Annotated in this window: 6 protein-coding genes; 2 read left to right on the forward strand and 4 right to left on the reverse strand. The window is 63.4% G+C overall.

Annotated features, from left to right (window positions below):
• Positions 1-254: 254 nt before the first annotated feature.
• Positions 255-1,160 (forward strand): TIGR01777 family oxidoreductase, encoded by a 906-nt coding sequence (locus tag E5E96_RS02895; RefSeq protein WP_171281516.1) that lies wholly within the window; start codon positions 255-257, stop codon positions 1,158-1,160.
• A gap of 86 nt (positions 1,161-1,246) precedes the next feature.
• Here E5E96_RS02895 and E5E96_RS02900 read toward each other — a convergent pair whose 3' ends face one another.
• A complete protein-coding gene (locus tag E5E96_RS02900) occupies positions 1,247-3,694 on the reverse strand; it encodes an ABC transporter permease (RefSeq protein ID WP_171281517.1) in 2,448 nt (815 codons plus the stop codon).
• Positions 3,691-4,416 (reverse strand): ABC transporter ATP-binding protein, encoded by a 726-nt coding sequence (locus E5E96_RS02905; RefSeq protein ID WP_041218586.1) that lies wholly within the window; start codon positions 4,414-4,416, stop codon positions 3,691-3,693. Before E5E96_RS02905 ends, E5E96_RS02900 begins: the two co-directional genes overlap by 4 nt.
• Between E5E96_RS02905 and E5E96_RS02910 the strand changes: the two genes are divergently transcribed.
• Positions 4,415-5,014 carry an arylesterase gene (locus tag E5E96_RS02910; protein ID WP_011707238.1) on the forward strand — a complete coding sequence of 200 codons (600 nt, stop codon included), beginning with the start codon at positions 4,415-4,417 and terminating at the stop codon, positions 5,012-5,014. The genes E5E96_RS02905 and E5E96_RS02910 overlap by 2 nt on opposite strands.
• Positions 5,015-5,097: 83 nt before the next feature.
• Here E5E96_RS02910 and E5E96_RS02915 read toward each other — a convergent pair whose 3' ends face one another.
• Positions 5,098-6,042 carry a chemotaxis protein CheV gene (locus E5E96_RS02915; RefSeq protein ID WP_017410908.1) on the reverse strand — a complete coding sequence of 315 codons (945 nt, stop codon included), beginning with the start codon at positions 6,040-6,042 and terminating at the stop codon, positions 5,098-5,100.
• 295 nt (positions 6,043-6,337) lie between these two features.
• Positions 6,338-22,768 carry a VCBS domain-containing protein gene (locus tag E5E96_RS02920; RefSeq protein WP_171281518.1) on the reverse strand — a complete coding sequence of 5,477 codons (16,431 nt, stop codon included), beginning with the start codon at positions 22,766-22,768 and terminating at the stop codon, positions 6,338-6,340.
• Positions 22,769-22,831: the final 63 nt, after the last annotated feature.

Consider the following 22,831-nt stretch of genomic DNA (forward strand, 5'->3'; position numbering starts at 1 on the left):
CCCTTCTCTGACAAGCCTTTCTGACAACTCTGACGGCAGAGCGGGGCGCTCTGACCAACACTATATCGCGTCTGCAACGGGGCGACAGCGGCAGTTGCCGCCATACCTTCGCATGTGCGCAGTGTTCGCTGCACGCCCCCTGGCGCGATGCGCCAGATGCCTGCTGTGACGATTATAATCTTTGCAAAAACAGCTGCTTGTTCATCTGGTGCCAGCCCACTAGAGTAGAGCCAACAGCGTCAGGGAGTCTGCATATGAAAATATTGATCACGGGAGGGACAGGCTTCATCGGTCGCCGTCTGGTGGCCCATCTCAAGGTGGCCCACGAGGTGCTGGTGCTGACCCGTCAGGGCAGCCGCGCCTATGATCTGCTCGGCCACGACGTCAAACTGCTCGACAGCCTGGATCGGCTCGACAACCTCAACGACGTAGACGCGGTCATCAACCTGGCGGGGGAGCCCATCGCCAACGGCCGCTGGAGCGAGCGGCGCAAGCAGCTGCTGTGTGACAGCCGCTGGCTGCTGACCGAACAGCTGGTCGATCTGGTCAAGCTCTCCGATACGCCGCCCAGGGTGCTGATCAACGCCTCCGCCATCGGCTGGTATGGCCGTCAGGGCGATGAACCGCTGGACGAGCAGTGCCAGACCCCTCACGACGAATTCACCCATCAGCTCTGTCAGCAGTGGGAAACCCTGGCCCGCGAGGCCCGCAGCAAGCATACCCGGGTCTGCATCGTGCGCATCGGGCTGGTGCTCGGCACCGACGGCGGCGCCCTGCCCAAAATGTTGCCTCCCTATCGTTTTGGCCTCGGTGGCCCCATGGGCACGGGTAACCAGATCATGAGCTGGATCCACATCCAGGATCTGGTGCGCGCCATCCTGTTCTTGCTGGAGCATGACGAGTGCGACGGCCTGTTCAACGGCACGGCACCGCAGCCGGTCAGCAACCGCGAGTTCAGCCAGACCCTGGCAGGCACCCTGCACCGGCCGCACCTCTTCTTCGTGCCGGCCCCCCTGCTGCAGTTGCTGATGGGCGAAGCGGCCGATCTGCTGCTCACCGGCCAGAGGGTGCTGCCGACCCGTCTGCAGCAGGCCGGCTTCCACTTCACCTACCCGGCGCTGCCCCAGGCCCTTGCCAATCTGCTGAGCACTCCCCGCTGACCGGGCTTATCAGCCAGCCGGATAACAAGCAGCCCGGCCATTGGCCGGGCTGCTTGTTATTGCGGCATCCGCACAGGATGCGGTGATCAGAGCAGGCCCTGCCCCAACCCACGCAGCCGATCGCTCAGGGTGCCCGCCAGCAGCTGGCGCTGCATGCCCTGCCCCGCCAGCGTCACCAGCACGGCCCCCAGCAACGGCAGACCGGCCCAGATGGCCCAGTGGAACTGCCACTGCCCCTCGAACCACCACCACTGCAGACCAAGTGAACAGAGTTCGACCACCATGGCGGCGCACAGCCCCGCCAGCAGGCCGCTGGCAACCAGCTCCCAGCGCAGCATCTTCCGGAGCAGCTCACTGCCGGCCCCCAGGGTGCGCATCAGCAGCAGCTCCCGGCGTCGATGGGCCATGCTGGCCTGGGTCTGGGTAAGCAGCACCAGCAGCGCCGCCACCGTCACCAGCCCCAGCATCAGCCCCAGCGCCCGGCTCACCTGATCCGACACCGCCGTCAGCCGCACGATCAAATCGTCCACATCGATCAGGCTCACCGTGGGGTGCCGGCGGATCAACTCCACTTCGGCCACCCGTCCCTGCTCAGGCAGACGATAGCTGCCAAGCCAGGTCTGGGAGAAAGGCGCCAGCACGTCCGGCGAGAAGATCATGTAGAAGTTGGGTCGCATGTTGTCCCACTTGATGGCCCGCAGGCTGGTCACCTGCGCCTTGAAGCTGCGCCCTTCGATGGTGAAGCCCAGGGTGTCGCCGAGGGCGATGTCGAGCCGTTTGGCCAGATCCTTGTCTACCGATACCTGGCCGGGGCCATCCAGCCAGCGTCCTGCGGTCAGAGTATTGTCCGGCGGCAGGGTAGCGGTGGTGGTGAAGTTGAGCTCGCGATTGACCCCTTCGCGGCCATCTTCATCCGTGTCGCGCACCGCCTCGCTGGCGATGCTGACCAGCCGGCCGCGCACCATGGGGTAGAAGTCCGAGGTCACGGCCCCCGCCTGGCGCAGATCGGCCAGGATCCCCTCCCGCTCTCCGTCTGCCACGTTGACCAGGAAGCGGTTGGGGGCATCCGCCGGCAGCCTAGCCGAGAACTCGCCGAGCAGATCGACCCGCGCCGCCCACAGCAGGCCGAACAGCATCAGTGCCAGCGCAAAGCCCGCCAGCTGGAACAGGCCGCTGCCCCGCTCGCGGGAGAGATGGCTGATGGCCAGCCGCAGCGCGTGGGGCCCCTGCACCCGGCGACCCAGTCGCAGCAGCAAGGAGGCGATCAGCGCCAGCAGCCCCATCAGCAAGCCCATGCCGCCGATCAGCCCCAGCGCCAGGGTCGCATCGGCGGTGAAGCCCCACACCAGCCCAAACAGCCCGAGCAGCGCCACCGGCAACGCCAGCCAGGGCGGGATCCCCGCCTCCAGCTCGCGCCTCAGCACCCGCAGCGGCGGCACCTTGAGCAGACGCAGGAAGGGCACGAAGGCCAGCAGCAGGGTGATGAAGAAGGCCACCGCCAACCCCAGTGCAAAGGGTCGCCACGACGGCGGCGGTAGATCAGCGGGCAGCAGGTTGCCCAGCAGATGCAGGGTCAGCCACTGCATGGCGCTGCCCGCCACCAGACCGAGCAGGGCGCCGACCAGCGTCAGCGACAGCAACAGGGTGCCCATCAACTGCCAGAGTGAGCGCCGCGACGCGCCGAGCGTCTTGAGCAGCGCCACCATGTTGGTCTGGCGCTCGGCGAAGTGACGCACCGCAATGCCCATGGCCAGCGCCCCCAGCAGCACTCCCGCCAGGGAGGCGAGCCGGAAGAAGCGCTCGGCATTGGCCAGCGAGCGGCCCACTTGGGAGCCCTGGTCGTCCGGCTTGATCAGCTTCTGTCCCGCCTTGAGTCTGGGTTTGAGCCAGCGTTCATAGTCGGCCACCTGCTCGCGGGTACCCTTGAACAGGTAGCGCCACTGCTGGCGGCTGCCCGGCAGCAGGGCACCGGTCGCCTCCACATCGGCGCTGTGGATCAGCGCCCGCGGCGCCAGCAGGAAGGGGCTGAAGCCCTGATCCGGCTCCTGACCCAGTACCCCCGCCACCTTGAGCACCGTATTGCCCACTTCCAGCGCATCCCCCGGCTTGGCCGCCAGCAGTTGCATCACCCGGGCCGAGAGCCAGATCTCGCCGGGTGCCGGCGCCCGCTGGGGGCTCAGCTCCAGCTTGCCGTAGAAGGGGAAATCCTCAGGCACGGCGCGGATGGACGCCAGTTGCAGGACATCGCCATGAAACAGCATGCTGTTGAAGCTGACCGTGGTCTGCACCGCCAGGCCCGTTTTTGCCGCCTGCTCGAGCCAGGCGGCCGGCGCCGGCGTGGCCGAGCGCAGCGCCCGGTCGGCACCGATAAAGTCGCGGCCGGAGGCTTTGAGCCCGGCATCCAGCCGATCCGCCACCAGGGCCACGCTCAGCACACAGGCCACGCTCAGCGCCAGCGCCAGCACGAACCAGCGCAGCTCGCCGTTGAATCCTTCCCGGCGCAATAGCTTGAATCCCAGTCGCCATTGACTCATGACAGCTCCCTGACTCTTGCTGCAGAAGCGGCTTCGGATGCTGACGCAGCCGCCGCCAGTCGTCCTGCCGCCATCACCAGTTGCCGCTGGCAACGCTGAGCCAGCTCGTGATCATGGGTCACCACCACGAGCGTGGTGCCATGCTCGCGGTTGAGCTCGAACAGCAGCTCGATCACCCGCTCCCCGGTCTTGCTGTCGAGGTTGCCGGTGGGCTCATCGGCCAGCAGCAGGCTGGGCCGGGTCATGAAGGCCCGGGCAATGGCGACCCGCTGCTGTTCACCGCCGGAGAGGCGCGGCGGCAGATGGTGCAGCCGTTCGCCAAGGCCGACCGCCGCCAGCAGCTCGCGAGCCCGCGGCTCGCAGCGGGTCTCGCCACGCAGCTCGGCAGGCAGCATGACGTTCTCCAGCGCACTCAGGGTGGGCAGCAGCAGGAAGGACTGGAACACAAAGCCGACCTGCTCGGCCCGCAACCGGGCACGCCCCTCCTCGTCCAGCTGCAGCAGCGACTGGCCCTGGATCTCGATATCCCCCTGGCTCGGCAGATCCAGCCCGGCCAGCAGCCCCAGCAGGGTGGACTTGCCGGAGCCGGAAGCGCCGACCAGCGCCACCGTTTCGCCGCTATTGACTTGCAGGTCGATCCCTTCAAGGATGGTGAGGCTTTCCTGGCCCAGGCGCACTGTCTTGCCCAGGCCCTTGACGTTGATAATGGGAGTTGAATTCATGACGCGTTTCCTGTTTGCCTTGTGCTGCCTGGTGTCATCGGTGCAGGCCCAGACCCTGCTGGTACTGGGCGACAGCCTGAGTGCGGGTTATCAGATGCCGGCGGAGCAGAGCTGGCCTGCGCTGCTCAATCAGAAATGGCAGCAGCAGGGGGGTAAACATCAGCTTATCAATGCCAGCATCAGTGGTGAAACTACGCAAGGGGCGCTGGCCAGATTACCGGCCCTGCTCAAGGAACATCAACCGGACTGGGTGCTGATCGAGCTGGGTGGCAACGACGGGCTGCGCGGGTTCGCGCCGGCCATCACCCGGGACAACCTCACCAGGATGGTGGCGCTGACCAAGGCTCAACAGGTAAAAACCGTGCTGACCCAGATCCAGCTGCCCCGCAACTACGGCGCACGCTACCTGCGCCAGTTCGAGCAGATCTTCCCGGAACTGGCCAGCGCCAATCAGCTGCCGCTGATGCCCTTCTTCATGGATGATATTGCGCTGCGCCCTGAACTCATGATGAACGATGGCATCCACCCCACCGCCGCCGCCCAGCCGCAGATCCGCGACCGGGTGGCCAGCTTCATCGAGCCGCTGCTGACCCAGTGATCCCGGTGTCATGGCCTTGCCTATCTTCCGGGTTCCCACCCCAATAAAAATCCCGCCAAGGCGGGATTTTTATTGCTCCTGTCTCAGCGTTCCAGGATCTGGCGCAGCCGCTCCTGGGCCACCCCGACCAGCAGGTCTGGCTGGAACTTGGAGATGAAGCGATCACAGCCCACCTTCTTGACCATGGCCTCGTTGAAGTTGCCGCTCAGCGAGGTGTTGAGGGTGATGAAGAGATCGGACATGCGGGCATCGCTGCGAATTTCATGGGTCAACCGGTAGCCGTCCATCTCCGGCATCTCGGCATCGGTGATCATCAGCAGGATCTCGTCGGTCACCTTCTTGCCCGCATCGCACCAACCCTTGAGCAGATTGAGCGCCTGCAGGCCATCCTGGCATTCGATCACTTCCAGCCCCAGCTGGCCCAGGGTTTCGCGCACCAGATTGCGGGCCGTGCTGGAGTCATCAACGATGAGCACCTTGCGGCCATGCATTTCCGGCAAGATCTCCCGATCCAGCACCTCTTCCGAGATGCGGATGTCATAGGTGATGATCTCGGCCAGCACCTTCTCCACGTCGATGATCTCGACGATCTGATCGACACCGTCCTCGGGAATGCGGGTGATGGCGGTCAGGTAGTTCGCCCGCCCGGCGGAACGCGGCGGCGGCAGTATGTCCTTCCAGGTCATGTTGACGATGTTGGCCACCTGCCCCACCAGAAAGCCCTGAATGGTGCGGTTGTATTCGGTAATGATGAGGTTGGACTCAGCATCGATGGGCATGGGGCGCATGCCGATGGCGCTGCGCAGGTTGATCACCGGAATGGAGGTGCCACGAATGTTGGCCACCCCGCTGATGTTGTGGTGCGCTCCCGGCATCTTGTTGAGATGGGGCAGCTTGACCACTTCCCGCACCTTGAACACGTTGATAGCAAACAACTGTTGGGATCCCAAACGGAACATCAACAGCTCCAGGCGGTTCTCCCCTACCAGCTGGGTACGTTGGTCCACTGAATCCAATATGCTCGCCATATAAAGCCCTTACGTCCGTTGCCCGAGTCTCGCCATAGTATAGAAGGGTCAGAATCCCAACACGACCCGTATTCTTATCCTATGTCGGCCAGATGATGCCGGAACTTGATAAAAAAAAGCGAGACCCGGCTCGCGGCCGGGCTCTCTTCAAGCTTGTCAGTAACCATTCGCTCATAATCCTCTGTCGACGGTGATACGGCCCTGATTATCCGATGAAAATCAGCCCCCCCTTCAATCCCATGACATAAAAAAAGCGGCAGATGAATCTGCCGCTTTTTGCCTGGAGTCGACCGGATTACTTGTCGATATCCAGCATGTTGTTGTTCAGCATGTAGTCGATCACCTGGGACGAGGTGGCCGACGCGCTGCCGGTGAGGCTGTCGAACGTATGGTTCATCAGCACTATCTCCTGGGTCACGGGGGCGGCGCTGCTCTCCTTGACCTGCAGGTGAACCCCTTCGCTGTCCTGGAAGACAGAGAGCAGGCTCTTCAGATCGTTCTGGTTGCGAGAACCATCGTGATCCAGCAGGTCGCTCAGATCCAGCTTGTCACCTTCCGCCTTGGAGAAGTCGACCACGTAATCCTTGGCCACGCTGCCCGCAGCGGTATCGCCCTGCAGCCAGGTGAAGGTATCGGCGCCGCCATCCCCCTTGAGGATGTCATTGCCCAGCCCGCCGACCAGGATGTCATTGCCCAGACCACCGCTCAGGGTATCGTCACCGCTACCGCCGTACAGGGTGTCGTTGCCGCTGCCGCCGTACAGGGTATCGTTGCCGCTCTCGCCGTACAGGGTGTCGTTGCCGGCACCACCGAACAGGATGTCGTTGCCGGCGCCACCGAACAGGAAGTCATCGCCACCCTGGCCGAACAGGATGTCGTTGCCATCGCCGCCGATCAGCACGTCCGCCTTGTCATTGCTGGAGGACTGATCGAACTCGCTGGCATGATCCGTGATGTAGTCATGGACCTGGGCATCGGTCACCGAGCCTGCGCTCAGCTTGCCGGCCACGTACTGCTTGATGGCCGCGTAGCCTTCACCGTTGATGCCGGCGAAGTGGATGGCATCCCCGAACAGGATGTCGTCACCGGCACCGCCGTCGATCCGGTCGCTGCCCGGCAGGTTGTTCACCGAGGTTCCCAGAATGGCGTTGGCCAGGTCACTGGCGTTGACACCGGTCATGATGACGCCGTCAGAGTCGTAGGACTTGAGATCGTTGTAGGAGATGTTGGCCCCCAGTCCGATCGCCTCCACCGTGACCCCCATGCCCGTCAGCAAGGCAAAGCCGGCAACGGCATTGCTGATGGTGGTGGATGTGGAATCCTGTCCATTGCCTGCCAGGGTCGAGTAGGTATAACCACCCAGACCATCAGGGCGCATGTAGCCGATCTTGGTTGAATCCCCCTTGGTATCAACTTTATAAACCGCCCCTTGAGCATCGATAATGGTATATCCGCTGCTCTTGTAGACTTGGCCGGGAACATAGCCGTTCTGCAACAGCTGATTGAGATAGACATCACGAGAATCATTCGGATAGTCATCGATCAACGGATTGCTACCTTCGTTGCTCAGATAGTAAGTCGGCTTACCATCGGTAATGAAGTAGGTCAGGTTCTTGGCATTGGTATTACCCTGTACGGTCGAGCTGTTGAACCAGTTGGCCGTGGTCTTGAACACATCCTCGTAGTTGGTGCCACCGCCGCTGTTGGTGCTGCCATCCATGCTGTCAAGAATGGCTTGCAGCTGGCTCAGGGCGTTGCTGTCCTTCAGGTTCACGCTGACCGACTTGTTGGCCATGGTGTCGAAGTCCACCAGGAAGATGTTGACCTTCCCGGCGCCATCGGTGCCGGCGCTCGCCTTGAGGCTGGAGAACACCTGTGCCAGCTGGCTCTTGATGGTGTTCATGGCGCTGCTGCCGATACTGCCCGAGCTGTCGACCATGAAGGCGATGTTGTAATTCTGGCCTGGCAGTACCACGCTGCCATCCAGATCCCCGACCACGATATTGTGCTCGTTGCCATAGGTGCGGTTCTGATCGCCCGGCTCCCCTTCGGTGGAAAGGAAATAGCTCATGCGGATCGAATCCTGATCCGATGCACTGCTGGTCTGATCGGTCGCCACTTCCTTGGCGATGGCTTCTACCTTCAGGTCGAACTGGCCGGCACTGCTGCCCGGAACCCGCAGGGTCAGGCCGGTCAGCTTGACGTCCAGCGCGCTCTGGTTCCACAGACCGGTCAGCGTCAGCTTGCCATAGGCCCCCACGGTGCCGAGCATGGTCGAGCCCTGATAGAGGGTCGACCCCGTCGGCATGCCGGTCAGCACCAGGCTGTCGAACTGCTCGCTGCCATCCCGGTCGGTCAGGGAAGCGCTGATCTCGAACGGGTAATCCACCACGCTCGGCTGTACCGCCGTCAGGGTGCCGTCGGTCTGGTTGAACTGGTAGATGCCGTCATCAAACTGCACCAGCTCGATGTCGTAGAGCGACTTGCTGATAGTGACGCCGTTCTCCTTCACCAGGAAGTTGAAACCGCCATCACTTCTGCGCTCGATGACATAGTTGGCACGCGAGCCCATCAGTACGGCCAGGTCGGTACCGGCGCCGCCATACAGGGTATCGCCACCCAGTCCGGCCACCAGGATGTCATTGCCAGTGCCGCCGTCGAGGGTATCGCCGGAGACCGAGTTGCCGCCGACCAATACATCATTGCCCGCACCGCCGACGAAGTAATCGCCGCCCCCTTTCACGCTGACGATGTAGTCGTTGCCGCTGGTCCCCACCACGCTGTCCTGAGTGGTGGTGCTGTCGGTAAAGCTGCTGGTGATGCCAAAGTTGCCCTTGTTGAAGCTGCCGCTCTGGAACGCCCCGGTGGAGATGCCGGACGACGGGTACTGGGTATAAAGCGGGACGCCGTTGCCCGTCAGGCTGATGTCGACCACCGGCTTGTCCGCGACTGCAGTGATATCGATCACCAGCTTGCCGCTGTTGCTCAGGTTGGCGCCGTCACTGATCTGGTAACCAAAGCTGGCGTAATCACCCTGCAGGTTGCCGGTAACGACGCCATTGCCGTTGCTGGCGTTGGTGCTCGACTCGTTGAGGCCCGGCACGAAGCGCAGGTGGCCGCTGTCGATATCGGTGTAGGAGACAAGATCCCCCACCTTCACCGCAATCCACTGGCCGGCTGCGTTCAGGTACTCCAGCTTGCCGTTCAGCGGCAGGGTGTTGATCTGCACGCTCAGGTCAGAAGCGGCCTGATCATCGCTGGCACCAAACTGGGCCCACTTCAGCACCAGCGGCGTGTCTTCCTTGCCGGCACTGTAGCCACCCGTGGTCACCGGCGCACGATCGTTGTCGATGATGGTACCGATGCCGTTCTGACCGCCCACGGTCACGGTCAGGGTCTCATTCGCTTCGACCAGACGATCGTCCACCGTCGGGATGGTCACGGTAAAGCCCGACACCCCGGCCGGCACGGTGATCTTGCCGGTGGCGCTGTTGTAGGTCACCCCGTTGCTGAACTGGGCAGTACCCCAGTCAAGGCTGGAGGCCGGGTTGGTGCCGCTGCCCTTGATGCCGAAGTCATACTGGGTCGCTTCCTGGGTCGCATCAGAGAGCGTCACCGTGTGCAGCAGGTTGCCGCCCTCGGCTGCACTCTCGCTGGAGACCAACTGTACGATGGGCGTAAACAGCGGCTTGGTTGCGAAAGAGCCCAGGCTGTAGTCGCCGTCGCCATCCACCACCTTGATCTGGAAGTCGATGTCGCCATCTCCCAGCGGCTTGGACATGTTCTGATACTGGAAGAACTCCCACTTGCCGGTGGCCGGGGTAAATTCCAGACGGAACACCAAGGTGCCATCGCTGGCCTTGCCGACCAGGGTATTGGCCGATTCCATCGTGGTGGTGATCAGCTTGCCGGTCGCCGTGGTCAGCCCGGTCTCGGTAGAACCGACCAGCTGCATGTAGCCCTTGCCATCGGCGCCCCACTGCGGGGTGACCGTGCCGGAACCGTAGGCGATGGCCGGCGCCGTGGTGGCACCGAGGAACTCGATGCTCTTCACGGTGAAGTCGCTGTTGTCGGCGTAGAGGCCGTTACCATTGTTGGTGGCCTTGATGACCATGGTATCGAAGCCACCCTGCTGCACCTGGAAGTTGCCGGCATAGTCGCCACCCGCCGCGTTGGAGCTGAAGGTCTGGGTACCGATCAGCACGCCGCCGCGGTAGAACTCGACCACGCCGCTCTCCAGCTCGCCACCGAACATCTGGCTGAACTTGATGTTGGCGCCATAGGCCACCTTGCCCGCATCCAGTTTGACGATCAGCTGCTCGGAAGCAGAAGTACCGTTTGCAAAGTGGCGGAAGTCCACCTCGTTGGCGAGGTTGTGGTTCGGTGAACCGACGCTGGAAACCCCCAGACCGGAGCTGGAACCGTTGACATTGGCGGTGATCAGGGCCGAGTTGGTCGACGAGGTAAAGCCCAGCGCCGTGATGCTGAAGCCGCTCACGTTCAGGGTCGTCTGGTTGCTGCCACTGTACTTGGTCAGATCAAACAGGCCGGTCAGGGTATCCGGGATGTTGGTCTTGATGACGGAGACGGCCGCCATGTCACCGGCCACCGGCGAGTCATCCTCGACCGAGATGGGCAGGCTGCCAGTCGTGGTGGTCTTGCCATCCGAGACGGTCACACCGATCTGGAAGTTGAGTACGTCTTCACTGCCCTTGACCGGGTGATCAAGCGGGGCCTTGAGCGTCACGTCATAACTCCAGTCGCCCTTGCCGTTGCCGGCGGGCGCGGTCAGCTTCACATCCATGACCGCCTTGTAGTCGGCGCCGCCCGGTGTACCGGTATAACCGGTCAACACCTTGGTGGCGGCATTCCAGCTCCACTGCACCGCGGCACCGCCAGCCGTCAGGCCAGCCGGCCCGTTCAGGCTGATGGTGAGCGTATCCTGGCTGTCGACATCGCCGACCGTGATCTTGCCGCTGGCGGCCACGCTGTCGGTGGTATCGCTGCTGCCTGCCGTATCGGCAATGCCGCCAGCCAGCCCCTCTTCGGAGACCACAGCCCCCTTGTCGATACTCAGGGTCGGTGCGTCGTTGGTGCCGGTGATGGTGACCGAGACGGTATGGCTGGTGCCATCGACACTCTTGACGGTGAAGCTCTCGACGCGGGTCTCACCTTGGCCCAGGTACTGCACCTTGCTGTTGTCGACGTTGTAGCTCCAGGTACCGGTCTCGGTGATGGAGAGGCTGCCCAGTGCGCCAGTGCTCGGGGTGCCGTTGCCAGCCACGAACTTGGCCTGACCCTGATCCGCATCGCTGATGGTCAGCACGCCGCTGTCGCTCAGCTTGCCGCCGACCACGTTCAGATCTTCGGTTACTGCACCCAGGTCATCCCCCGCCACCACAGCGCCATCATTCACACCAGTGATGGTGATGGTCACGGTGTGCTCGGTGCCATCCACGGACTTGACCACAAAGGTCTCGACCTTGGTCTCGCCTTCGCCCAGGTACTGCACCTTGCTGTTGTCGACGTTGTAGCTCCAGGTACCGGTCTCGGTGATGGCGAGGCTGCCCAGTGCGCCCGTGCTCGGGGTGCCGTTGCCGGCCACAAACTTGGCCTGACCCTGGTCCGCATCGCTGATGGTCAGCACGCCGCTGTCGCTCAGCTTGCCACCCACCACGTTCAGATCTTCGGTCACTGCCCCCAGGTCATCCCCCGCCACCACGGCGCCATCGTTCACGCCAGTGATGGTGATGGTGACGGTGTGGGTGGTGCCATCCACGGACTTGACCACAAAGGTCTCGACCTTGGTTTCACCTTCGCCCAGGTACTGCACCTTGCTGTTGTCGACGTTGTAGGTCCAGGCACCGCCTTCGGTGATGGCGAGGCTACCCAGTGCGCCCGCACTCGGGGTGCCATTGCCGGCCACGAACTTGGCCTGACCCTGATCTTCATCGCTGATGGTTAGCACGCCGCTGTCGCTCAGCTTGCCGCCGACCACGTTCAGATCTTCGGTCACTGCACCCAGGTCATCCCCCGCCACCACGGCGCCATCGTTCACGCCGGTGATGGTGATGGTGACGGTGTGAGTGGTGCCATCCACCGACTGCACGGTGAAGCTCTCTGTCCGGGTCTCGCCCAGGCCCAGGTACTGCACCTTGCTGTTGTCGACGTTGTAGCTCCAGGCACCGGTCTCGGTGATGGAGAGGCTGCCCAGTGCCCCCACGCTCGGGGTGCCGTTGCCGGCCACAAACTTGGCCTGACCCTGATCCGCATCGCTGATGGTCAGCACGCCGCTGTCGCTCAGCTTGCCACCCACCACGTTCAGATCTTCGGTCACTGCCCCCAGGTCATCCCCCGCCACCACGGCGCCATCATTCACGCCAGTGATGGTGATGGTGACGGTGTGGGTGGTGCCATCCACCGACTGCACGGTGAAGCTCTCGATCCGGGTTTCGCCCAGGCCCAGGTACTGCACCTTGCTGTTGTCGACGTTGTAGCTCCAGGTACCGGTCTCGGTGATGGCCAGGCTGCCCAGTGCGCCAGTGCTCGGGGTGCCGTTGCCCGCCACAAACTTGGCCTGCCCTTGGTCCGCATCGCTGATGGTCAGCACGCCGCTGTCGCTCAGCTTGCCGCCGACCACGTTCAGGTCTTCGGTCACCGCCCCCAGGTCATCCCCCGCCACCACGGCGCCATCGTTGACGCCGGTGATGGTGATGGTGACGGTGTGGGTGGTGCCATCGACACTCTTGACGGTGAAGCTCTCGACCCGGGTCTCGCCCAGGCCCAGGTACTGTACCTTGCTGTTGTCGACGTTGTAGCCCCAGGTACCGGTCTCGGTGATGGAGAGGCTGCCCAGTGCGCCCGCACTCGGGGTGCCGTTGCCAGCCACGAACTTGGCCTGACCCTGATCCGCATCACTGATGGTCAGCACACCGCTGTCGCTCAGCTTGCCGCCGACCACGTTCAGATCTTCGGTCACTGCACCCAGGTCATCCCCCGCCACCACAGCGCCATCGTTCACGCCAGTGATGGTGATGGTGACGGTGTGGGTGGTGCCATCGACACTCTTGACGGTGAAGGTTTCAATACGGGTCTCGCCTTCGCCCAGGTACTGCACCTTGCTGTTGTCGACGTTGTAGCCCCAGGTACCGGTCTCGGTGATGGAGAGGCTGCCCAGTGCGCCCGCACTCGGGGTGCCGTTGCCAGCCACGAACTTGGCCTGACCCTGATCCGCATCACTGATGGTCAGCACACCGCTGTCGCTCAGCTTGCCGCCGACCACGTTCAGATCTTCGGTCACTGCACCCAGGTCATCCCCCGCCACCACAGCGCCATCGTTCACGCCGGTGATGGTGATGGTGACGGTGTGAGTGGTGCCATCGACAGAGGCCACGGTGAAGGTTTCGACCTTGGTTTCACCTTCGCCCAGGTACTGTACCTTGCTGTTGTCGACGTTGTAGGTCCAGGCGCCGCCTTCGGTGATGGTCAGGCTACCCAGCGCACCCGCACTCGGGGTGCCGTTGCCGGCCAGGAACTTGGCTTCATCCGCCCCGTCCACGTCGATCACGCTCAGGGTGCCGGTTTCGGTCAGCAGCGGGTTGGTTTCGTCTTCGGTGACTGCACCGCTGTCAGTGCCGCCGATCACGGCAGAGTCGTTCACACCAGTGATGGTGATGGTGACGGTGTGAGTGGTGCCATCGACCGAGGCCACGGTGAAGGTCTCGACCTTGGTCTCGCCCTCGCCCAGGTACTGCACCTTGCTGTTGTCGACGTTGTAGGTCCAGGCGCCGCCTTCGGTGATGGCGAGGCTGCCCAGCGCACCCGCACTCGGGGTGCCGTTGCCGGCCAGGAACTTGGCCTCGTCGGCGCCGTCCACGTCGGTGACGCTCAGGGTGCCGGTCTCGGTCAGAGTCGGGTTGGTCTCGTCTTCCACCACGCCGCCAGTGTCGGTGCCGGTAATGACAGCCGCATCGTTGACGCCGGTGATGGTGATGGTGACGGTGTGGGTGGTGCCATCGACTGAGGCCACGGTGAAGGTCTCGACCTTGGTCTCGCCCTCGCCCAGGTACTGCACCTTGCTGTTGTCGACGTTGTAGGTCCAGGCGCCGCCTTCGGTGATGGTCAGGCTACCCAGCGCACCCGCACTCGGGGTGCCGTTGCCGGCCAGGAACTTGGCTTCATCCGCCCCATCCACGTCGATCACGCTCAGGGTGCCGGTTTCGGTCAGCAGCGGGTTGGTTTCGTCTTCGGTGACCGCGCCAGTATCGCTACCGGTGATCACCGCGGCATCGTTGACGCCGGTGATGGTGATGGTGACGGTGTGAGTGGTGCCATCGACCGAGGCCACGGTGAAGGTCTCGACCTTGGTCTCGCCCTCGCCCAGGTACTGCACCTTGCTGTTGTCGACGTTGTAGGTCCAGGCGCCGCCTTCGGTGATGGTCAGGCTACCCAGCGCACCCGCACTCGGGGTGCCGTTGCCGGCCAGGAACTTGGCCTCGTCGGCGCCGTCCACGTCGGTCACGCTCAGGGTACCGGTCTCGGTCAGAGTCGGGTTGGTCTCGTCTTCGGTAACTGCACCGCTGTCAGTGCCGCCGATCACGGCAGAGTCGTTCACACCAGTGATGGTGATGGTGACGGTGTGAGTGGTGCCATCGACCGAGGCCACGGTGAAGGTCTCGACCTTGGTCTCGCCCTCGCCCAGGTACTGCACCTTGCTGTTGTCGACGTTGTAGGTCCAGGCACCGCCTTCGGTGATGGTCAGGCTACCCAGCGCACCCGCACTCGGGGTGCCGTTGCCGGCCAGGAACTTGGCTTCATCCGCCCCGTCCACGTCGGTCACGCTCAGGGTGCCGGTTTCGGTCAGCAGCGGGTTGGTCTCGTCTTCGGTAACTGCACCGCTGTCAGTGCCGCCGATCACGGCAGAGTCGTTCACACCAGTGATGGTGATGGTGACGGTGTGAGTGGTGCCATCGACTGAAGCCACGGTGAAGGTCTCGACCTTGGTCTCGCCTTCGCCCAGGTACTGCACCTTGCTGTTGTCGACGTTGTAGGTCCAGGCCCCGCCTTCGGTGATGGTCAGACTGCCCAGTGCGCCCGCACTCGGGGCGCCGTTGCCGGCCACAAACTTGCCCTCGTCGGCGCCGTCCACGTCGGTCACGCTCAGGGTACCGGTCTCGGTCAGAGTCGGGTTGGTCTCGTCTTCGGTCACGCCGCCGGTGTCGCTACCGGTAATGACCGCGGCATCGTTGACGCCGGTGATGGTGATGGTGACGGTGTGAGTGGTGCCATCGACCGAGGCCACGGTGAAGGTCTCGACCTTGGTCTCGCCTTCGCCCAGGTACTGCACCTTGCTGTTGTCGACGTTGTAGGTCCAGGCACCGCCTTCGGTGATGGTCAGACTGCCCAGTGCGCCCGCACTCGGGGCGCCGTTGCCAGCCAGGAACTTGGCCTCGTCGGCGCCGTCCACGTCGGTCACGCTCAGGGTACCGGTCTCGGTCAGAGTCGGGTTGGTCTCGTCTTCGGTCACGCCGCCGGTGTCGCTACCGGTAATGACCGCGGCATCATTGACGCCGGTGATGGTGATGGTCACGGTGTGCTCGGTGCCATCCACGGACTTGACCACAAAGGTCTCGACCTTGGTCTCGCCTTCGCCCAGGTACTGCACCTTGCTGTTGTCGACGTTGTAAGTCCAGGCACCGCCTTCGGTGATGGTCAGGCTGCCCAGTGCACCCGCACTCGGGGTGCCGTTGCCGGCCAGGAACTTGGCCTCGTCGGCGCCGTCCACGTCGGTCACGCTCAGGGTGCCGGTCTCGGTCAGAGTCGGGTTGGTTTCGTCTTCCACCACGCCACCGGTGTCGCTACCGGTGATCACCGCCGCATCGTTGACGCCGGTGATGGTGATGGTGACGGTGTGCTCGGTGCCATCCACGGACTTGACCACAAAGGTCTCGACCTTGGTCTCGCCTTCGCCCAGGTACTGCACCTTGCTGTTGTCGACGTTGTAGGTCCAGGCGCCGCCTTCGGTGATGGTCAGGCTGCCCAGTGCACCCGCACTCGGGGTGCCGTTGCCGGCCACGAACTTGGCCTCGTCGGCGCCGTCCACGTCGGTCACGCTCAGGGTGCCGGTCTCGGTCAGGGTCGGGTTGGTCTCGTCTTCCACCACGCTACCGGTGTCGGTGCCGGTAATGACCGCCGCATCGTTCACGCCGGTGATGGTGATGGTGACGGTGTGAGTGGTGCCATCGACCGAGGCCACGGTGAAGGTCTCGACCTTGGTCTCGCCCTCGCCCAGGTACTGCACCTTGCTGTTGTCGACGTTGTAGGTCCAGGCACCGCCTTCGGTGATGGTCAGGCTACCCAGAGCACCCGCACTCGGGGTGCCGTTGCCGGCCACAAACTTGGCCTCATCCGCCCCATCCACGTCGGTCACGCTCAGGGTACCGGTCTCGGTCAGCAGCGGGGTGCTTTCATCTTCGGTGACCGCACCAGTGTCGCTACCGGTGATCACCGCCGCATCGTTGACGCCAGTGATGGTGATGGTGACGGTGTGAGTGGTGCCATCGACTGAAGCCACGGTGAAGGTCTCGACCTTGGTCTCACCTTCGCCCAGGTACTGCACCTTGCTGTTGTCGACGTTGTAAGTCCAGGCGCCGCCTTCGGTGATGGTCAGGCTACCCAGTGCACCCGCACTCGGGGTGCCGTTGCCAGCCAGGAACTTGGCCTCGTCGGCCCCGTCTACGTCAGTCACGCTCAGGGTGCCGGTCTCGGTCAGGGTCGGGTTGGTTTCGTCTTCGGTGACTGCACCGCTGTCAGTGCCACCGATCACGGCAGAGTCGTTCACGCCGGTGATGGTGATGGTGACGGTGTGAGTGGTGCCATCGACCGAGGCCACGGTGAAGGTCTCGACCTTGGTCTCACCCTCGCCCAGGTACTGCACCTTGCTGTTGTCGACGTTGTAAGTCCAGGCCCCGCCTTCGGTGATGGTCAGGCTACCCAGTGCACCCGCACTCGGGGTGCCGTTGCCAGCCAGGAACTTGGCCTCGTCGGCCCCGTCTACGTCAGTCACGCTCAGGGTGCCGGTCTCGGTCAGGGTCGGGTTGGTTTCGTCTTCGGTGACTGCACCGCTGTCAGTGCCACCGATCACGGCAGAGTCGTTCACGCCGGTGATGGTGATGGTGACGGTGTGAGTGGTGCCATCGACCGAGGCCACGGTGAAGGTCTCGACCTTGGTCTCACCCTCGCCCAGGTACTGCACCTTGCTGTTGTCGACGTTGTAAGTCCAGGCCCCGCCTTCGGTGATGGTCAGGCTACCCAGTGCACCCGCACTCGGGGTGCCGTTGCCAGCCAGGAACTTGGCCTCGTCGGCCCCGTCTACGTCAGTCACGCTCAGGGTGCCGGTCTCGGTCAGGGTCGGGTTGGTTTCGTCTTCCACCACGCTACCGGTGTCGGTGCCGGTAATGACAGCCGCATCGTTGACGCCGGTGATGGTGATGGTGACGGTGTGAGTGGTGCCATCGACTGAAGCCACGGTGAAGGTCTCGACCTTGGTCTCGCCTTCGCCCAGGTACTGCACCTTGCTGTTGTCGACGTTGTAGGTCCAGGCCCCGCCTTCGGTGATGGTCAGACTGCCCAGTGCGCCCGCACTCGGGGTGCCGTTGCCAGCCAGGAACTTGGCCTCGTCGGCCCCGTCTACGTCAGTCACGCTCAGGGTGCCGGTCTCGGTCAGGGTCGGGTTGGTTTCGTCTTCCACCACGCTACCGGTGTCGGTGCCGGTAATGACAGCCGCATCGTTGACGCCGGTGATGGTGATGGTGACGGTGTGAGTGGTGCCATCGACTGAAGCCACGGTGAAGGTCTCGACCTTGGTCTCGCCTTCGCCCAGGTACTGCACCTTGCTGTTGTCGACGTTGTAGGTCCAGGCCCCGCCTTCGGTGATGGTCAGACTGCCCAGTGCGCCCGCACTCGGGGTGCCGTTGCCAGCCAGGAACTTGGCCTCGTCGGCCCCGTCTACGTCAGTCACGCTCAGGGTGCCGGTCTCGGTCAGGGTCGGGTTGGTTTCGTCTTCCACCACGCTACCGGTGTCGGTGCCGGTAATGACAGCCGCATCGTTGACGCCGGTGATGGTGATGGTGACGGTGTGAGTGGTGCCATCGACTGAAGCCACGGTGAAGGTCTCGACCTTGGTCTCGCCTTCGCCCAGGTACTGCACCTTGCTGTTGTCGACGTTGTAGGTCCAGGCCCCGCCTTCGGTGATGGTCAGACTGCCCAGTGCGCCCGCACTCGGGGTGCCGTTGCCAGCCAGGAACTTGGCCTCGTCGGCCCCGTCTACGTCAGTCACGCTCAGGGTGCCGGTCTCGGTCAGGGTCGGGTTGGTTTCGTCTTCCACCACGCTACCGGTGTCGGTGCCGGTAATGACAGCCGCATCGTTGACGCCGGTGATGGTGATGGTCACGGTGTGCTCGGTGCCGTCCACGGACTTGACCACAAAGGTCTCGACCTTGGTCTCGCCTTCGCCCAGGTACTGCACCTTGCTGTTGTCGACGTTGTAGGTCCAGGCCCCGCCTTCGGTGATGGTCAGGCTACCCAGTGCACCCGCACTCGGGGTGCCGTTGCCAGCCAGGAACTTGGCCTCGTCGGCCCCGTCTACGTCAGTCACGCTCAGGGTGCCGGTCTCGGTCAGGGTCGGGTTGGTCTCGTCTTCGGTGACTGCACCGCTGTCAGTGCCACCGATCACGGCAGAGTCGTTCACGCCGGTGATGGTGATGGTGACGGTGTGAGTGGTGCCATCGACCGAGGCCACGGTGAAGGTCTCGACCTTGGTCTCGCCCTCGCCCAGGTACTGCACCTTGCTGTTGTCGACGTTGTAGGTCCAGGCACCGCCTTCGGTGATGGTCAGGCTACCCAGTGCACCCGCACTCGGGGTGCCGTTGCCGGCCACAAACTTGGCCTCATCCGCCCCATCCACGTCGGTCACGCTCAGGGTACCGGTCTCGGTCAGCAGCGGGGTGCTTTCATCTTCGGTGACCGCACCAGTGTCGCTACCGGTGATCACCGCCGCATCGTTGACGCCAGTGATGGTGATGGTGACGGTGTGAGTGGTGCCATCGACTGAAGCCACGGTGAAGGTCTCGACCTTGGTCTCACCTTCGCCCAGGTACTGCACCTTGCTGTTGTCGACGTTGTAAGTCCAGGCGCCGCCTTCGGTGATGGTCAGGCTACCCAGTGCGCCCGCACTCGGGGTGCCGTTGCCGGCCAGGAACTTGGCCTCGTCGGCGCCATCCACGTCGGTCACGCTCAGGGTGCCGGTCTCGGTCAGGGTCGGGTTGGTTTCGTCTTCCACCACGCTACCGGTGTCGGTGCCGGTAATGACAGCCGCATCGTTGACGCCGGTGATGGTGATGGTGACGGTGTGAGTGGTGCCATCGACTGAAGCCACGGTGAAGGTCTCGACCTTGGTCTCGCCTTCGCCCAGGTACTGCACCTTGCTGTTGTCGACGTTGTAGGTCCAGGCCCCGCCTTCGGTGATGGTCAGACTGCCCAGTGCGCCCGCACTCGGGGTGCCGTTGCCAGCCAGGAACTTGGCCTCGTCGGCCCCGTCCACGTCAGTCACGCTCAGGGTGCCGGTCTCGGTCAGGGTCGGGTTGGTTTCGTCTTCCACCACGCTACCGGTGTCGGTGCCGGTAATGACAGCCGCATCGTTGACGCCGGTGATGGTGATGGTCACGGTGTGCTCGGTGCCGTCCACGGACTTGACCACAAAGGTCTCGACCTTGGTCTCGCCTTCGCCCAGGTACTGCACCTTGCTGTTGTCGACGTTGTAGGTCCAGGCCCCGCCTTCGGTGATGGTCAGGCTACCCAGTGCACCCGCACTCGGGGTGCCGTTGCCAGCCAGGAACTTGGCCTCGTCGGCGCCATCCACGTCGGTCACGCTCAGGGTGCCGGTCTCGGTCAGGGTCGGGTTGGTTTCGTCTTCCACCACGCTACCGGTGTCGGTGCCGGTAATGACAGCCGCATCGTTGACGCCGGTGATGGTGATGGTCACGGTGTGCTCGGTGCCGTCCACGGACTTGACCACAAAGGTCTCGACCTTGGTCTCGCCTTCGCCCAGGTACTGCACCTTGCTGTTGTCGACGTTGTAAGTCCAGGCCCCGCCTTCGGTGATGGTCAGGCTACCCAGTGCGCCAGTGCTGGCCACGCCGTTGCCGACCACAAACTTGGCTTCATCCGCCCCATCCACGTCGGTGACGCTCAGGGTGCCAGTCTCGGTCAGGGTCGGGTTGGTTTCGTCTTCCACCACGCTACCGGTGTCGGTGCCGGTAATGACAGCCGCATCGTTGACGCCGGTGATGGTGATGGTCACGGTGTACTCGGTGCCGTCCACGGACTTGACCACAAAGGTCTCGACCTTGGTCTCGCCTTCGCCCAGGTACTGCACCTTGCTGTTGTCGACGTTGTAAGTCCAGGCCCCGCCTTCGGTGATGGTCAGGCTACCCAGTGCGCCCGCGCTCGGGGTGCCGTTGCCGGCCAGGAACTTGGCCTCGTCGGCGCCATCCACGTCGGTCACGCTCAGGGTGCCGGTCTCGGTCAGGGTCGGGTTGGTCTCGTCTTCGGTGACTGCACCGCTGTCAGTGCCACCGATCACGGCAGAGTCGTTCACGCCGGTGATGGTGATGGTGACGGTGTGAGTGGTGCCATCGACCGAGGCCACGGTGAAGGTCTCGACCTTGGTCTCACCCTCGCCCAGGTACTGCACCTTGCTGTTGTCGACGTTGTAAGTCCAGGCCCCGCCTTCGGTGATGGTCAGGCTGCCCAGCGCACCCGCGCTCGGGGTGCCGTTGCCGGCCACAAACTTGGCCTCATCGGCGCCGTCCACGTCGGTCACGCTCAGGGTGCCGGTCTCGGTCAGCAGCGGGGTGGTTTCGTCTTCGGTGACCGCGCCAGTATCGCTACCGGTGATCACCGCGGCATCGTTGACGCCGGTGATGGTGATGGTGACGGTGTGCTCGGTGCCGTCCACGGACTTGACCACAAAGGTCTCGACCTTGGTCTCGCCTTCGCCCAGGTACTGCACCTTGCTGTTGTCGACGTTGTAAGTCCAGGCACCGCCTTCGGTGATGGTCAGACTGCCCAGCGCACCCGCGCTCGGGGTGCCGTTGCCGGCCAGGAACTTGGCCTCGTCGGCGCCGTCCACGTCGATCACGCTCAGGGTACCGGTCTCGGTCAGAGTCGGGTTGGTTTCGTCTTCCACCACGCCACCGGTGTCGGTGCCGGTAATGACAGCCGCGTCGTTGACCGGCGTAACAGTCCCGGTCACGCCGCCTGTGGCGCTGTTCAGGCCATCGGTGATGGTGTATTCAAACGCGATGTTGCCATTGAAATCCGGAGCCGGCGTGAAGATCAGCTGGCCATTGCTCAGGGTGACGGAACCATTGCTGATCGCTACCGTGCCGCCTTCGGCAATGGTCTGGCCGTTGATGGCGGTAATGGTGAGACGATCGCCATCCACATCCGTGTCGTTGCCAAGCACATTGATGGTGACGGTGCCGTCCTCCGCCACGGTGAACTGGTCGTCACCCGGCAGAGGCGCGGCATTCACCACGCTGTTGTCGGTCCCCTTGGGCGAAGTGTTGCCCACCGGGTCGGTCAGGGTGGCATCCACCGTGATGGGGCCGTTGACCGGCAGATCCGTGGTAGGGATAGTCAGAGTGACCTGGGTACGGCCGATGTCGTCAGTCGTCAGAATTCTGCTGGAGTCAGGCACGCCATCACCGTTCCAGTCCACATCGAGACGATCGCCAGCCTTGGCATCGCCTGGCAACCGGATGATGACATCCACCCCGTTTTCACGCTCATTCGCGGAGATGACATTGTCCGCGCCGTCCTGGATTTCCACTTGCGGCGCCGAGGGGGCGGTACTGTCCACGCTGCCGTCATCGGTCGCGGTGCCGGTGTTGCCGGCCGGATCGGTGACGCTGGCCGTCACTGTGTAGGAGCCATCAACCAGCGGAGTGGTCACGTCCACGCTGAAGGTGCCATCCGGATTGACGGTGGTGATCAGGGTTTGCTGGTTGCCGTTGGCATCGGTCACCAGCAGGGTCACGGTACTGCCTGCGTCGGCATCCGTGGTTCCGGTGATGGTCGGGGTCGTGTCGTTGGTATTGTCAGGTGCGGAGACGGTGATCACCGGCGGGACGAGATCAATCAGGCGATTCTCTTCACCCGGCAGTGCATCGGCGATCACGCCGGCATCGGTCTGGTTGGCAGTATCAAAACCGGCCGCGGCTATGGTGGCATCACCAGTACGATCGATGGTAACGAAGCCACCGTTGCCACTGGCGCCAGCCACGCCACCAATGCCACCACCACCGGCGGCAGGCGCCCCACCTGCGGCAGATGCTTCAAATGCCTTGGTCGGGTCGGCGCCGCCCAGGATGGCCTGCTGCAGGGCCGCGATGTCATTGGGATTGCCGGACGGCACATTCTGGGCAAGCTGCGGCTCTTGAGACGTTTCATCCTCAACCTGCTGCTCGTTGGTCGGGCTCAGGGTGAAAGTCTGGTTGCCGCCTTTGAAGCTGGCGCCTTCAGGAGTGAGCAGCACCGCATCCTTGGGCAGGATATCGCCTTCGGCGAGCTGCTTCTGGCTGCCATCAGCGGCCACCAGGTAAACCTTGCCTTTCAACTGGGTAACGACGACGTCCTGATCCAATGCGATATTGTGGCTGCTCATGTTCTCTCCTGAATCTCTATTGGCATGCAATATTCCACCGTCTAATGTGCCCGCGAATGGCGC

Source organism: Aeromonas sp. 1805, assembly GCF_013085525.1.
GTDB lineage: Bacteria > Pseudomonadota > Gammaproteobacteria > Enterobacterales > Aeromonadaceae > Aeromonas > Aeromonas hydrophila.